At 67.2% G+C, this 14,273-nt stretch carries 17 protein-coding genes; all 17 read right to left on the bottom strand.

Going from position 1 to position 14,273, the window contains the following annotated elements; translation table 11 throughout:
* Positions 1 to 3: 3 nt before the first annotated feature.
* The 17 genes from hypE to K3F48_RS12335 all read right to left on the bottom strand — a co-directional run bounded on the left by hypE (position 4) and on the right by K3F48_RS12335 (position 14,199).
* Positions 4 to 1,053, bottom strand: a complete 1,050-nt coding sequence (gene hypE / locus K3F48_RS12415; protein ID WP_222575755.1) for a hydrogenase expression/formation protein HypE — start codon at positions 1,051 to 1,053, stop codon at positions 4 to 6.
* Positions 1,050 to 2,177, bottom strand: a complete 1,128-nt coding sequence (gene hypD / locus K3F48_RS12410) for a hydrogenase formation protein HypD (protein ID WP_222575754.1) — start codon at positions 2,175 to 2,177, stop codon at positions 1,050 to 1,052. The genes hypE and hypD overlap by 4 nt, the downstream gene beginning before the upstream one ends.
* Positions 2,174 to 2,404: a HypC/HybG/HupF family hydrogenase formation chaperone gene (locus K3F48_RS12405; protein WP_222575753.1), complete on the bottom strand. Its 231-nt coding sequence runs from the start codon at positions 2,402 to 2,404 to the stop codon at positions 2,174 to 2,176. The genes hypD and K3F48_RS12405 overlap by 4 nt, the downstream gene beginning before the upstream one ends.
* A gap of 4 nt (positions 2,405 to 2,408) precedes the next feature.
* Positions 2,409 to 4,718: a carbamoyltransferase HypF gene (gene hypF / locus K3F48_RS12400; protein WP_222575752.1), complete on the bottom strand. Its 2,310-nt coding sequence runs from the start codon at positions 4,716 to 4,718 to the stop codon at positions 2,409 to 2,411.
* Positions 4,719 to 4,733: 15 nt separating this feature from the next.
* On the bottom strand, positions 4,734 to 5,705 hold the full coding sequence (gene hypB / locus K3F48_RS12395) for a hydrogenase nickel incorporation protein HypB (protein WP_222575751.1): 972 nt from the start codon (positions 5,703 to 5,705) through the stop codon (positions 4,734 to 4,736).
* Positions 5,705 to 6,046, bottom strand: coding sequence for a hydrogenase maturation nickel metallochaperone HypA (hypA, locus tag K3F48_RS12390; RefSeq protein ID WP_222575750.1), 342 nt, complete (start codon positions 6,044 to 6,046; stop codon positions 5,705 to 5,707). The genes hypB and hypA overlap by 1 nt, the downstream gene beginning before the upstream one ends.
* Positions 6,039 to 7,088 (bottom strand): nickel-dependent hydrogenase large subunit, encoded by a 1,050-nt coding sequence (locus K3F48_RS24890; RefSeq protein ID WP_222575749.1) that lies wholly within the window; start codon positions 7,086 to 7,088, stop codon positions 6,039 to 6,041. Before K3F48_RS24890 ends, hypA begins: the two co-directional genes overlap by 8 nt.
* Positions 7,085 to 7,573 carry a [NiFe]-hydrogenase assembly chaperone HybE gene (hybE, locus tag K3F48_RS12380; protein ID WP_222575748.1) on the bottom strand — a complete coding sequence of 163 codons (489 nt, stop codon included), beginning with the start codon at positions 7,571 to 7,573 and terminating at the stop codon, positions 7,085 to 7,087. Before hybE ends, K3F48_RS24890 begins: the two co-directional genes overlap by 4 nt.
* The gene (locus K3F48_RS12375; RefSeq protein WP_222575747.1) at positions 7,570 to 7,755 is read right to left on the bottom strand and encodes a rubredoxin; all 186 of its coding nucleotides are present in this window, start codon (positions 7,753 to 7,755) and stop codon (positions 7,570 to 7,572) included. The genes hybE and K3F48_RS12375 overlap by 4 nt, the downstream gene beginning before the upstream one ends.
* Complete coding sequence (locus K3F48_RS12370; RefSeq protein ID WP_222575746.1) at positions 7,752 to 8,609, bottom strand: hydrogenase expression/formation protein; 858 nt, start codon at positions 8,607 to 8,609, stop codon at positions 7,752 to 7,754. Before K3F48_RS12370 ends, K3F48_RS12375 begins: the two co-directional genes overlap by 4 nt.
* Complete coding sequence (locus K3F48_RS12365) at positions 8,606 to 9,043, bottom strand: hydrogenase accessory protein (protein WP_222575745.1); 438 nt, start codon at positions 9,041 to 9,043, stop codon at positions 8,606 to 8,608. The genes K3F48_RS12370 and K3F48_RS12365 overlap by 4 nt, the downstream gene beginning before the upstream one ends.
* A gap of 166 nt (positions 9,044 to 9,209) precedes the next feature.
* Positions 9,210 to 9,515: a HypC/HybG/HupF family hydrogenase formation chaperone gene (locus K3F48_RS12360; protein WP_222575744.1), complete on the bottom strand. Its 306-nt coding sequence runs from the start codon at positions 9,513 to 9,515 to the stop codon at positions 9,210 to 9,212.
* Positions 9,516 to 9,522: 7 nt separating this feature from the next.
* Positions 9,523 to 9,744 (bottom strand): hypothetical protein, encoded by a 222-nt coding sequence (locus tag K3F48_RS12355; protein WP_222575743.1) that lies wholly within the window; start codon positions 9,742 to 9,744, stop codon positions 9,523 to 9,525.
* Positions 9,741 to 10,316, bottom strand: coding sequence for a HyaD/HybD family hydrogenase maturation endopeptidase (locus K3F48_RS12350; RefSeq protein WP_222575742.1), 576 nt, complete (start codon positions 10,314 to 10,316; stop codon positions 9,741 to 9,743). Before K3F48_RS12350 ends, K3F48_RS12355 begins: the two co-directional genes overlap by 4 nt.
* A gap of 88 nt (positions 10,317 to 10,404) precedes the next feature.
* The gene (gene cybH / locus K3F48_RS12345) at positions 10,405 to 11,130 is read right to left on the bottom strand and encodes a Ni/Fe-hydrogenase, b-type cytochrome subunit (protein ID WP_222575741.1); all 726 of its coding nucleotides are present in this window, start codon (positions 11,128 to 11,130) and stop codon (positions 10,405 to 10,407) included.
* A 13-nt stretch (positions 11,131 to 11,143) separates the two neighbouring features.
* Entirely contained in the window at positions 11,144 to 12,934 is a 1,791-nt protein-coding gene (locus tag K3F48_RS12340) for a nickel-dependent hydrogenase large subunit (protein WP_222575740.1), read from the bottom strand.
* Positions 12,935 to 13,134: 200 nt separating this feature from the next.
* Entirely contained in the window at positions 13,135 to 14,199 is a 1,065-nt protein-coding gene (locus tag K3F48_RS12335; protein ID WP_370631411.1) for a hydrogenase small subunit, read from the bottom strand.
* Positions 14,200 to 14,273: the final 74 nt, after the last annotated feature.

Below are 14,273 nucleotides of genomic sequence, written 5' to 3'. Positions count from 1 at the left end.
CGCTCAGCAGATGCGCGGCAATTGCTCGCCGGAGAGCCAATCGATAATGCGGCCGCCGCCGAAGCGCGTCGTCATCTGCACGAAGCAATGCTCGTCCGCGACGATCTCGCCGATGCGCGCGGATCGTGCGCCGAGCGGATGCGCGCGCATGACGGCGAGGAGGGCGTCGGCCGCCTCCGGCGCGACGATGGCGACGAGCTTGCCCTCATTGGCGACGAACAGAGGATCGAGGCCGAGCAGCTCGCAGGCGGCCGCCACTTGCGGCGCGACCGGAATCGACGCCTCGTCGATCTGCGCGCCGACCTTGGACTGATGCGCGACCTCGTTGAGCGTCGCCGCGAGCCCGCCGCGCGTCGGGTCGCGCATCAGGCGGATCGAGGCGCCGGCGGCCGCGACCATGGCCGCGACCAGCTCGTGCAAAGCGGCGGTGTCGGAAAGCACTTCCGTCTCGAACGACAAATTCTCGCGCTTCGACATCACGGCGACGCCATGGTCGCCGATCGCGCCGGAAAGGAGAATGACGTCGCCCGGCCGCGCCTTGTCGCCGGAGAGCTCGAGCCCCGCCGGAACCACGCCGACGCAGGCGGTGGAAATGAACACGCCGTCGGCCTTGCCGCGCTCGACCACCTTGGTGTCGCCGGTGACGATCGGCACGCCCGCCTCGCGAGAGGCCTCGCCCATGCTCTGCGCGATGCGCGAGAGATCGGCGAGGGGAAAGCCTTCCTCGATGATGAAGCTGGCCGACATGTGCAGGGGCCGCGCGCCGGCCATTGCGATATCGTTGATCGTGCCATGCACGGCGAGCTTGCCGATGTCGCCGCCGGGAAAGAACAGAGGCGAGACGACATAGCCGTCGGTGGTCATCGCCATGCGTCCGCCGGGAATGTCGAAGGCCGCCTGATCATTGCCGGCGCGCAGCCAATCATTGTCGAAGGCCGCGTGAAAGACGTCGGCGATGAGTCGCGCCATCGCCCGCCCGCCGGAGCCGTGCGACAGGTCGACGCGGCCATGGCGAAGGTCCAGCTTTCTTCCGAGCGGCTCGTGCTTGTTCATGACGCCTTCCGCCTTTCGATCTGGCGGAATCTTCCATAAGCCCAGTGCGCCGCGCAAGAGCCTTCCGAGGACACCATGCAGGAGCCCATCGGCGTCTCCGGCGTGCAGGCGGTTCCGAACAGCTTGCAATCCTGCGGGCGCTTGGCGCCGCGCAGGATCGCGCCGCATTCGCAGGCGGGATTGTCGCGCGCGGGGAGGGTGACGACGCAAAAGCGCCGCTCCGCGTCGAATTGCGCGTAAGGCTCGCGCAGCCGCAGCGCGCTGCGCGGAATCTCGCCGAGGCCGCGCCATTCGAAGCTCTCGCGCAATTCGAATATCTCCGCCATCTCGTCGATGGCCTTGTTATTGCCGGTCTCGGTGACGGCGCGGCGGTATTGGTTCTCGATCTCGCTGCGGCCGTCATTGATCTGCCGAACCAGCATCAGCACGGCCTGGATGACGTCGAGCGGCTCGAAGCCGGCGATGACGACGGGCTTGTGATAATCCGTCGCGAAGCGCCGATAGGGCGACATGCCGATCACGGTGGAGACATGGGCGGGGCCGACGAAGCCCTCGATCTCGACGCCTTCCTTGGCCTCGAGAATGGCCTGCATCGCCGCCGGCGTCAGCACATGATTGCAGAAGATCGAGAAATTGCGCAGGCGTTTCTTCTGCGCGAGGCGAATGGCGAGAGCGGTCGGCGGCGTGGTGGTCTCGAAGCCGATGGCGAAGAACACGATTTCGCGATCCGGCTCCTTCTCGGCGATGGCGATGGCGTCGAGCGTCGAATAGACCATGCGAATATCGGCGCCGTCGGCCTTCGCCTTCATCAGGCTCGTCGCGCCCGAGGCCGGCACGCGCATCAGATCGGCGTAGGTGCAGAGCGTCACCTCGGGCCGCGCGGCGAGGCGGATGGCGTCGTCGATGCGCCCCATCGGCAGCACGCAGACCGGGCAGCCCGGCCCGTGGATCATGCGGATATTTTCGGGCAGCAAATCTTCGACGCCATAGCGCGAGATCGCATGCGTATGGCCGCCGCAAAACTCCATCAACCGATAATGCCGGCCCGGCTGCGCTTCCTCGGCGATGCGGCGGGCGACGCCGCGCGCCAGCGCGCCGTCGCGATACTCGTCGACATGCTTCATGGCGCGGCTCCCAATTGCGCGGCTTCGCGCAGCAGCTCCAATGTGGCGAGCGCTTCCGCCTCGTCGATCCTGGCGAGCGCATAGCCGACATGCAGCACGACATAATCTCCGACGGCGAGATTGTCGACGAGCGCGACGGAGATGACCTTGCTGACGCCGTCGAGGCTGATGCGCGCCATTTCGTCCGGCAGCAGCTCGACGATGCGCGTGGGTATGGCGAGACACATGGCTTTACGCCTTTCTCTCTCGGGCGATGGCGGCCTGTCCGAGCGACAGCCCGCCGTCATTGGCTGGAATTTTTCGCGCGAGCAAGGGTTCGACGCCGAACGCGCGCAGGCCATTGGCTACGCCCTCGGCGAGAATCTTGTTCATCAGGCAGCCGCCGCCGAGCGCGACGCGGCGATGGCCGCGCGCGAGGGCGGCGTCGCCGATCCAGGCGGCGAGCGCTTCGATCAGCGTTCCGTGAAACAGCTCGGAGCCCTGCGCGGGGTCGAGCCCGGGCTGGAGCAGAGCGGCGAACAGCGGCGCGAGATCGAGCTTGCCGTCCCTGATGCGGAAGGCGCCGGCGAGCGCGCGCGGCGCGCGGCACAGCGCCTCGAGCTCCATCGCCGCCTGGGCTTCGTGCTCCTGGAGATGACGCACGCCGAGCAGAGCGGCGGCGGCGTCGAAGATGCGGCCGAGGCTCGTGGTGCGCGCGACATGGGGCGAGGAGGCGAGCATGGCGACCTGTCCCGCCAGCGAAAACTGCGGGAAGCGGTGGAAGACCTCGGCGCATCGGTCGAGGCGGGCGAGGGCGGCGACGCCCATGCGCCAGGGCTCGCGCGCGGCGCGGTCGCCGCCCGGCAGCGGCAGCTCCGCGAGATGGCCGACGCGGCGCCAGTCGCCGCGCTCGACCAGCATCAGCTCGCCGCCCCAGGCGCCGCTGTCGTCGCCATAGCCATAGCCGTCGAGCGCGGCGCCGAGAAGCGGCTCATCGACGCCATGCTCGGCCGCGATCGCCGCGACATGGGCGGCATGATGCTGAACGCGCACGAGCGGGAGGCCGCAGTCCTCGGCATAGCGCGTCGAGGCGAGATCGGGATGGAGATCGCAGGCGATGCGCTCGGGGCGGACATCGAGAATATCGAGCATGCGCGCGATGGTCTCGCGATGGAAAGCGATCGTCGCGCGGTTGTCGAGCGCGCCGATATGCGTCGAGACGAAGGCTTCGCGGCCGCGCGTCACCGTGACGGTGGTCTTGAGATGCGCGCCGACGGCGAGGACATCGGGGCCGTCGGAGGCGAGCGCGATCGGATCGGGGATGAAGCCGCGGGCGCGGCGCAGAAGCGCCGGCGCGCCGGCAATGACGCTCGCGACGCTGTCGTCGGCGCGCGCCACGATGGCGCGATCATGGCCGATGACGAGATCGGCGATCGCGCGGAGCTTCTCGCGCGCCTCCTCGTCGTCGATAATCAAAGGCTCGCCGCTCACATTGGCGCTGGTCGCGACGAGCACGAGCTCCTGCGCCTCGCTTCGCCAGTGACGGCTCTCCGGCGCGCCGGCGGCGGCATGGAACAAGAGATGATGCAGCGGCGCGTAAGGGAGCAGAACGCCGACGCGCGTGAGGCCAGGCGCGACGGAGGGCGCGAGCGGCGCGCGGCTCTCGACGACGACGATCGGCCGCGCGGTCGAGCGCAAGAGGCGAAGCGATTCTGCGTCGAAGACGCCGATCCGCTCGGCGGACGCCGCATTGGCGGCCATCACCGCGAAAGGCTTGGCGTCGCGCTGCTTGCGACGACGCAGCTCGGCGACCGCGCTCTCGCGACGCGCGTCGCAGAGCAGATGGAATCCGCCGATTCCTTTCAGCGCGACGACGCCGCCATGACGGATGGTCGCGACGATTTTTGAGATGAGCGAGCCTGAAGGCTCGTGGTCGACAGCGGGAGTTGCACTGCGAGCCTTCGGGCTCGCCTCCGTCGACAGGCGAGCGAGCCGTGGGCCGCATGCGGGACAGGCGATCGGCTGCGCGTGAAAGCGCCGATTGCTCGGATCGGCATAATCGCGCGCGCAATCCTCGCACATTGCGAAGCGCGCCATCGAGGTCTGTGCGCGGTCATAGGGCAGGCGCTTTGTCAAGCTGTAGCGCGGCCCGCAATGGGTGCAATTGGTGAAAGGATAGAGATGGAATCGGCTCGACGGATCGAAGATGTCGTCGAGACAATCTTCGCAGACGGCGGCGTCCGGCGTGATGCGCGTCAGCGTGCGGCCGTCGCGGCTCTGCTCGATGCGGAACGCCGTCTCGCGCATCGGCGCGATCGCCTCGCAAGTCAGGCTGTCGATGCGCGCGAGCGGCGGCGGCTCGCGCCGCAGCGCCGCGACGAAGGCGTCGATCGCGTCGCCCTCCACCTCCATCAGCACGCCGCGCGCGTCATTGCGCACGAAGCCGCCGAGCGCATAGCGATGCGCGAGCCCATGCACGAAGGGACGAAAGCCGACGCCCTGCACAGCGCCCGTCACTCTGAGGCGCAGTCTCGAAGTGGTCGCCGCCTCCGAAGCCGTCATGGCCAGGGCTCGCTCTTATCGTGTCGCGGCCGTCGCCGCGGTTTCATTGCGCCGCTGCGCCAGCCGCGCGGCGCGCGCCTCGATCCAGGCGTAGAAGGCCGGCATGCCTTCGCCCGTGCGCGCCGAGACCACCAGCGTCTGCAGATCGGGATTGACCTTCAGCGCATTGGCGAGGCAGCGGCCGACATCGAACTCGACATGCGGCAGAAGGTCGGACTTGTTGAGCAGCATCAGATCGGAGACGGCGAACATCTCCGGATATTTGAGCGGCTTGTCCTCGCCCTCCGTCACCGAGAGCACCACCACCTTGTGCGCCTCGCCGAGATCGAAGGCGGCGGGACAGACGAGATTGCCGACATTCTCGATGAACAGCAGGCCGCCGGGCGCGAGCGGCAGATCTTCGAGCGCATGGCCGACCATATGCGCGTCGAGATGGCAGCCCTTGCCGGTGTTGAGCTGGATTGCCGGCGCGCCGGTCGCGCGAATGCGCTCGGCGTCGTTCGACGTCTGCTGATCGCCCTCGATGACGGCGATGGGAAGGCGATCCTTCATGTCGCGGATCGTGCGCACCAGCAGCTCGGTCTTGCCCGAGCCGGGGCTAGAGACGAAGTTCAGCGCGAATGTCCCGCTCTCCGCGAAATGCGCGCGGTTCTCACGGGCGTGATCATTGTTCTTGCCGAGAATGTCGCGCTCGATGCGGATGATCCGATCCTGGCTCATGCCGGCGATGTGCACGCCGGCGGGACCGGCGCCGAAGTCGATGACGCTGTCGGCAGGGCCGTGCGCATGGGCGTCGTGTGCGTGATCATGGCCATGATGATCATGGTGGTGGCGATCATGTTCATGATGATGATGCTCATGCGCTCCATGCGCATGAGCGTGCTCATGCGGGCCGTGTTCACGCGGGCCGTGCTCATGAGCATGGTCGTGAGAATGGGCTTCCTTGCCTTCGACGCTCGAGGTTCCGCAGCCGCAGACCGTGCACATCAGTCGACCTCCAGTTCCTTGACCCGCATATCCTCGCCGCCTGTCACCTGCACATGATAGCCGCCGCAGTCGGGACAAGGGCCGAAACGTTCAGTGACCACGACGGTCTTGCCGCAATCGAGGCACCAGCCCTCGCCCGGAGTCGTGATGATCTCGAGCCGCGCGCCATCGGTCACGCCGCCGCGCGCCACCGCCTCGAAGCAGAAGCGGATCGCCTCGGGCTCGACATGGCTCAAGGCGCCGATCTCCAGCCGCACCACGCGCACATGGGCGAAGCCTCGGCTGCGGCTCTCCTCCTCGATCATCTCGACGATGCTCTCGGTCAGGGCGAGCTCATGCATGGACCGCCTCCTCGAGCTCGACGTGAAAGGCGACGCAAGGATCGAATAAAGCGGCGAGCCGCGTGATCGCTTCGGCGGCGCGCCCGCGTGGCATGCGCGCGCCGAGCAGCGTCGCGACGAACGGGCCGGCTGGGTGGAAGTTCCATTCCGTCGGAGCGAGGATCGCATAGTCGGCGATCTTATCGTCGGTCGAAAGCCGCGCCCAGTGATATAGTGCGCCGCGTCCCGTTTCGACGGCCGCGAAGCCTTCGCGCGGCGCAGAAGAAGACAGGCGCGGGCTGTTCTCGCCGCCGCCATGGGCGAGGCGGCCGAGCGTCGCGGTAAGATCGATCATGCGCGCCTGCAGCCGCGCCGCCGCCGCGCCGCCGCGCATATCGGTTTCTCGCCAATGGCGCGCGAAAGGTCCGGTCTCCGGCGCGCGTCCCGCGATCCGCGGCTCCGCGCAGAAACATTCGCCCTCGCGTCGCAGGCCGGCGAGCACGGCCGCGTCGTCGTCGGGCGAGAGCGCGTCGGGCGCTTCCGCCGGCGGCGTCGCATCCGTCGCGCAGGCGCGCCGCAGCGCGCCGAACAGAGTGTCCGCCGGCGGCGAAACTTCCGCGAGACCGAGCGCGCGCGATGCTTCCCCGAGGCGCGCCTCGACGCTCTGCCGGCTCGCGCGTGGCGGAGCGAGCGCGATCTCGCGCGTCAGCGCCAGAATTTCGCGCAGAGGCGCCGGGGGAGGGGCGCCGGTCATGGCGGCGCTCGAGCGCAGCATTTCGGTGGCGCGCTCGCACAGGAGACGGCGCTCGCTCTCGGTCGAGGGCGCCGCCCGCTCGCCGCGCGCGGCGGCGACGGCGGAGGCGGCGGCGAGGCCATGCGCGACGCCGCAGAGCGCATGCAGGCGCTCCGCCAGCAGCGGCGCCTCGTCGGCGGGGCGGCCGCGAAACAGACGCGAGAGGCGCAGCGGGCGGCTCGAGCGCAGGCGAACGGAGCAGATGCGATCGTCCGCCGTCTCCACGGCGATGGAGATCGCGCCCGCCGCGAACGCGCCGTCGCCGCTCACGGGCTCGCGCCTCGGCTCTCCGCGCGGCGTCCGCCGAACAGAGCGCGGCGGTCGAGCGTCTTTGCGGCAGGCTCTCGCTCGGGCGCATCGTGGAGTTGCGGATCGAACAGCGCGGCGAGCGCCGCTTCGGCCGTGCCGCGGACGGCGTCTTGATCGGCGAAAGAGTCCATCGGCGAGAACAGCGAGCAGGAGGCGAGACGCCCGAATCCGTCGAGCTCGCTCACCGTGAATTCCACTTCGCCCGCAGGAAAGCGCAGCCGCAGAGGCGCCCGGTCGAGCGGCTCCGCCGCCTCGTCCGCCGGCGCGGCGACGAGATTGGCGAACCAGGGCGTCACCATGACGCCGAGCGCGAGATCGCCGAAGGCGCGAAACCCCACAGCCTCGACCTCCAGCGCGTCATTGCAGATCGGCGCGTCGCGCATCGCCCCGCGATAGATGTCGCCATAGATCGCGGCGAGCCGCTCGGCGATCGCGCAGGCGCTCATTCGCCGAGCCTCAGGAATTTTTCGCGCGGCGCGTCGCATTCGGGGCAGCGCCAGTCCTCCGGCAGATCGGTGAAGGCGACGCCCGGCGGAATCTGCCACACGGGATCGCCCTCGGCCGGATCATAGACATGCCAGCAGACGCCGCATTCCATGCGCGTGGCTTCGGAGACGTCGTCGCTCATGCGAAATAGGCCTCGTGGATCTCGCGCAGACGTTCGGCGGAATCGTGAAAATCCTCGTCGGCGGCGCGGGCGGCGGCTGGCGTGTCGCCGATCTCCAGCGTGTCGAGGATGATCGTGCTCATCGCATTGAAGAATTGCACGGACCACACATTGCGGGCGCCGGTCGCGGTCACCTTGCAATGGCCATAGCCGCGCGAGACGAGCTGGACGGGGCCGTCGCCGAGCGTGCGCTGCAGGAAGTCCATGTCGATCTCATTGACCGGCAGCAGCGAGAAATTGATCGTGTGCGAAGGGCCGCCCGGCCGGTGCGCGCGCATGCGGCCGTCGATCTCGGCGAGGATCGGCATCACATTCATCGCCCCTTCGGGCGCATCGCCGAAGCTCAGCCGTTCGGCGGTGAAGGCGGCGGCGCGCTCGACGACATGAGGAATGGCGGCGATCTCGAGATAATCGGCGACGAGCTTGCCGTCGGCGTCGGAAAAGCGCACGCGCCAGAGGCCGGCCATCGACGCCTCGACGAGCTGGGCGACGCCGCCGTCCGGCAGAGCGGCGAGGCCGCTCACCTCGCCCTCGCCCAGCACCTGGCCGATCAGCTCGCGCTCGTGATCCTCATAGTCCGTGATATCGAACAGCCGGCCGGGGGCGTCGGCGCGCTGCGCCTCCAGCGCCTCGGCGAGCTGCGGCAGCAGCTGCGCCGTGCGCGGACAACGGGCGATCGCCTCTTCGGCCGAGGCGCTGGCGAGAAATCCGACCACATCCTTGCCGCGCGCGACGTCTTCGCCGGCTTCGGCGAGCGGCAGCATGGTCATCGTGTCGTCGGTTCCTTCCGGCGCGATCCAGAATCCCGCTTTCATGCCGTCGTCTCCTCGCCGGAAAATGTGATGCTTACACGCGGCCCGATGGGACGCTCGAGCACGGGCGCGTCGGGCCGCAGCCAGCCGTTTATGCGCGCGCAATAATCGGCCCAGTCCCAGACCTTCGGCAGTACGCCGACCGGGTCCGGCCCGCGCGTCACGACGAGGCTCGGATAGACGCCGACGAGGAAACGGCGGGCGAGCGCATGCTCGGCGGCCGGCGCGACGATGGCGGCGCGCAGCCGTCCCGCGAAAGCGGCGATCAGCTGCGGCAGAATCACCGCGACGTCATGCGTCTCGCTGCGCTGCGCCGGATCGCCGGCGAAAAACAGCAGCGCATGCGGTGCTTGCGCGAGAAAGGCGTCGATCGAGGCCTCGTCCACCTCGGCGACGCCATGCTTTACGCGCAGGGCGCGCAACAGCGGCGACGGCATCGGCTCCTCCCGGAGTTTTTTTTGGTGCTTTTTGATGAGCTGCGGCAAGCTGCGTGCCAGCGGCTGCGGCGTCCCGCTGGAAGGAAGGCGACTGAAGCGAAAGGGAGTTTGCCGCATGGCTCGCCGCTCCCGCCCCGGCGCGCTGGAAAGCAGCATTCCAGCCGGATCAGCGACTTTCCGGCTCGCGGAGGAAGTCGGGCAGCTCGGGCTCGCGGCCGACGAGATCGGCGAAGAGATGGTCCACATTTTCGCCGGCGAGCGCCTTCTCGAGCGCGTCGAGCGCATCGTCGATCTGCGCGGCCTCGAGCGGATCGAGCAGGCGCACGGCCGAGTCGACATGCACCAGCACGCGCGCGCCGGCCGGCTGCGCGCCGACCAGCGCCATGGACACATGTCGCCGCTCGCCGCGCCGCTCGCACAGCGCCTCGAAGGCGTCGCCTTCGATCACCGTCATGGGAAAGCCGATGCACATGGCGGCGTCAGCGCCAGGAGTCGGCCCGCCACGGCTTGAACCAACAGCAGACGGCGAATGTCATGCCCACCCAGACGAGCCCGAGGGCCATGGCGACGAGATGATCGGGCTGAGTGAAAATATGGACGAGGTCCCATCCGAGGTCGGCCGGATGCGCGCCGGGGTGGGCCAGCGCGGCGGTGGGGGCCAGCGAGACGGCGGCCGTCAGAGCGTTGCGAAATGCTTTCATGGTCTCGTCTCCTCTTCGGCGCCGCGCGGACGCCGCTCATAATGGCGATGGTCGAGGTCGTGCGCCAGCAGGCGCTCGCGTGCTTCGGCCCCGCGGGGCCGGAAGTCGACGCCCCATTCGGCGAGAATCTGCGCCGCGACGGAGAGCCCCGGCTCGATCGCCGCCGCCACGGGCGCCGTCAGCGGGCCGCCCCAATCCTCGAGATCCTGCGGCTGGCAGCCGATCAGCGCGAGGCGGGAGGGATAGCGGCCGAGCAGATCGGCCGCGGCCAGCACCTCTTGAAAGCCGGTCTGATGCAGGCTCATCTTTTTCGCGCCCATGAAGCGCGGCACGTCGGCGTCGCGCATGATGCGCAGGGTCCCGGGCTCGAGGCCGTAGTCTATGGCGTCGAACACGAGGAGCCTGTCGCAGGCTTCGACGAACTGAACCAGATAGAGCCCCTGCGTGCCGCCGTCGAGCACGGTCACATCCGGCCCGGTTTCATAGCGCGCATGGAAGGCTTCCACCGCGCGGACGCCGAAGCCTTCGTCGGCCCAGAGAATATTGCCGATGCCGAGAACGAGAGTGCGCATCGTCAGTCCTCCGACGCTTTCCGCCTCATCGCGGGCGAGGCAATACGGCCCATGGGCCGCCTCGCCGCTCGCGTCGCGAGGATGCGCGTCACTTGTCGGCCTCGTCGCGGAACACGCGCTCGCCCGAGATGATCGACGAGATCAGGCTCTGGCGCGACACGATGTCCTCCCGCACGGCGGTGTAGATATGAATGATGACGAACAGCACGACGCCCCACATGGCGAGATGATGCCAGGTATGGACGTCCTGGCTGTTGGGCCAGATCGAGAAGACCCAGCCGAACAGCGCATATTGCCAGCTGTCGCGGCCGGCGCCTTCCGAATAGAGCGCGAAGCCGGTCACGATCAGGAAGGCCAGCGTCAGCATGAAGCCGTGCATCACGAGGTGGCCGAGCGGATTATGGCCGATATATTTTTTCGGCGCCTTCGCCAGGAACAAATACCAGCGCAGCTCGTGCAGCACGCCCCACAGCCATTTGCGGTCCCAGACCGGCAGATAGAATATCTGCCGGGCATGCTCATTGCCGACGAAAGCCCAATAGATGCGCATCAGCAGCGCGACGGCGAGCACATAGCCGGCCGAGAAATGGGCGAAGCGGATATAGCCCATCAGGAATTGCGCGCTCGCTTCTCCGGGCGTTGAGGGCGGCGGCGAGGCGATGAAATAGCCCGTCGTCGCCAGCGCCACGATCGCCGCGGCATTGATCCAATGCCACAGCCGCACCGGCGCTTCATAGACATAGACGCTCTCCAGCCGCGCGGCCTTCTCGCCGTGGCTGTCCAGCACGCCATGGACTTGCGTCGCCTCGGTCATGACCGTCCTCCCTTCAGCGAACCGTGACCTTGGTCATTTCCTGGCCGTCCTCGCTCATCACGTGAGTCGAGCAGGCGAGGCAGGGATCGAAGGAATGGATGGTGCGCAGAATTTCGAGCGGCTTCTGCGGATCGGCGAGCGGCGTGTCCATCAGCGAGGCCTCGAAGGCGCCGATATTGCCCTTGGGATCGCGCGGGCTGCCGTTCCATGTGGTCGGCACGACGCACTGATAATTCTCGATCTTGCCGTCCTTCACCTTGATCCAATGCGCGAGCGCGCCGCGCGGCGCCTCGGTGAAGCCGACGCCCTTGGCCTCTTTCGGCCAGGCCTCCGGCTTCCATTTGTCGACATTGGCGGTCGCCGTGTCGCCGGCCTTGATGTTGGCGATCAGCTTGTTCTGGAAGTGCTCCATCTTGCGCACCGCCCATTGCGCTTCCAGCGCGCGCGCCGCGGTGCGGCCGAGCGTCGAGAACAGCGCCGTGACCGGCACGCCGAGCTTCTTCAAGAACTCGTCGGTCGGCTCCTTGAACTCCGGCTTGCCTTGGGCGTAGCCGACGATATAGCGCGCGAGCGGGCCGACCTCGACGGCGTTGCCGCGCCAGCGCGGCGCCTTGATCCAGGAATATTTGCCGGCTTCGTCCAACTCCTGAATGTTCGTCGGCGTGCCTTTGGCGGCCGGGCCCAGCTTGTAATTGGGCTCGGTGATTCCGTCCCAGGGATGGAGCCCCTTGGACTCGTCCGGATATTTGTACCAGGAATGCGTGACGAACTCCTGGATCTGCTCGGGATCGGTGTGATCGACGGGGAAAATCTCTTTCAGATTGCCGTTGAGGATCACGCCGCGCGGCAGGCCGAGATTGGCCGCGGAATAATCATTGGCGTGCTCGGGAATATCGCCATAGCCCATGACGTTCTTGCCGGAGAGGCCGCCGCCATAGAGCCAATCCTTGTAGAATGAGCCGATGGCGAGCACATCCGGCACATAGACTTTTTCCACGAATTCGATCGACTGCTCGATGATGGAGGTCACCAGATTGAGGCGCTCCATGTTGATCGCGCCGACGGCGCCCGTGCCGTCGACATTGATGGCGCAGGGCACGCCGCCGACGAGCCAGTTGGGATGCGGATTCTTGCCGCCGAAAATCGTCTGGACCTTCACGATCTCCTTCTGGAAATCGAGCGCCTCGAGATAATGCGCGACCGCCATCAGATTGGCTTCCGGCGGCAGCTTATAGGCGGCATGGCCCCAATAGCCGTTCTTGAACGGGCCGAGCTGGCCGGACTCGACGAATTTCTTCAGACGGATCTGCAGATCCTTGAAATAGCCGGGCGAGGAGAGCGGCCAGTCGGAGATCGACTGCGCCAGCGCCGAGGTCGCCTTGGGGTCGGCCGAGAGCGCCGACACGACGTCCACCCAATCCAGCGCGTGAAGATGATAGAAATGCACGAGATGGTCGTGCACCTGCAGCGCCAGCTGCATCATATTGCGGATGGAGTTGGCGTTCTCGGGGATGGTGATGCCGAGGGCGTTCTCCACCGCGCGCACGGACGTGAGCGCATGGGTGCCGGTGCAGACGCCGCAGATGCGCTGGGTGAAGGCCCAGGCGTCGCGCGGATCGCGGCCCTTGAGAATGACCTCGATGCCGCGCCACATGGTGCCGGTCGAGACCGCGTTGCGGATCACATTGTTCTTGTCGACATTGACCTCGACGCGCAGATGTCCCTCGATGCGCGTCACCGGATCGACGACGATGCGCTTGCCGGAATTGTCGAGATTGAAGCCGTTCGGCGTCTGAATGCCCATGATCGCGTTTCCTCGAGATCGGCCGTTGCCGGTGTCATTCGTGTCCAGGGCGCCTGTAGGAGCTTCCCTCATCCTGAGGAGCGGCCGCAGGCCGCGTCTCGAAGGGTGGGGGAAGCGTCAGGCGCGCTCTCTGGAGTGCTTCGAGACGCCCGCTGCGCGGGCTCAGCATGAGGCGCGGGTGACGTGCGCGCCAGCGCTCCTCACCCGTCGTGCTTCGTCGTGATGCGCTTCACCGCGGTGACGCCGGCATGGACGGCGACGGCGCCGCCGACGACGGCAGCGGCCGCGAGTCCCACCTCATCGGCATTGTGCTCGATGCCGAATTGCTGGATTTTGGTCAGCCGGTCGTAGAATGAGCCCTTGTCCCAGAAATCTTCTTCCGAGCAGCCGATGCAGCCATGGCCGGATTGGATCGGGAAGGAGACGCCGCCGTTCCAGCGCACGGTGGAGCAGGCGTTGTAGGTGGTCGGCCCCTTGCAGCCCATCTTGTAGAGGCAATGGCCCTTGCGCGCCGCCTCGTCGTCCCATTCCTCGACGAACTGGCCGGCGTCGAAATGCGGGCGGCGATAGCATTTGTCGTGGATGCGCTGCGAGTAGAACATTTTCGGCCGGCCTTGCCGGTCGAGCTCGGGCAGTCTGCCGAACGTCGTGACATAGGTGACGACGCCGGTCATCACTTCGGCGATCGGCGGGCAGCCGGGAACCTTGATGATCGGCTTGTCCTTGATGACCTTGTCGATCGGCGTCGCCTGCGTCGGATTGGGCTTGGCCGCCTGCACGCAGCCCCAGGAGGCGCAGGCGCCCCAGGCGATGATCGCCATGGCGTCCTCGGCCATCCATTTCAGCTTCTCGACGAAGGGCTTGCCGCCGTCGATGCAGAACATGCCGCCCTCGTTCAGCGGCGGATTGCCCTCGACGGCCAGAATATATTTGCCCTTGTACTTTTCCTTGGTCTCCTCGAGGATCGCCTCGGCTTGATGGCCGGCGGCGGCCATGATGGTGTCGTCATAGTCGAGCGAGATCATCGACAGCACGACGTCTTTTGCAAGCGGATGCGCCGAGCGGATGAAGCTCTCCGAGCAGCAGGTGCATTCGAGGCCGTGCATCCAGATCACCGGAATGCGCGGATTGGTCTCCAGCGCATGCGCCATCTTCACGGCGGCGGTCGATCCGAGGCCGAGGCTCGCGGCGGTCAGCGAGCAGAATTTGGTGAAGCTGCGGCGCGTGACGCCCTGACGACGAATGACGTCGTAGAAGGTTTCCATGGCGGCTGTTTCCTTCCCACCCATTGTGCGTTGCGGCATTCGCGCGACGACGCCGCTTGTCCAGCGAAGCGCAA

Source organism: Methylosinus sp. Sm6 (genome assembly GCF_019802345.1).
Classification (GTDB): domain Bacteria; phylum Pseudomonadota; class Alphaproteobacteria; order Rhizobiales; family Beijerinckiaceae; genus Methylosinus.
This window is presented reverse-complemented; position numbering and strand designations above follow the sequence as displayed.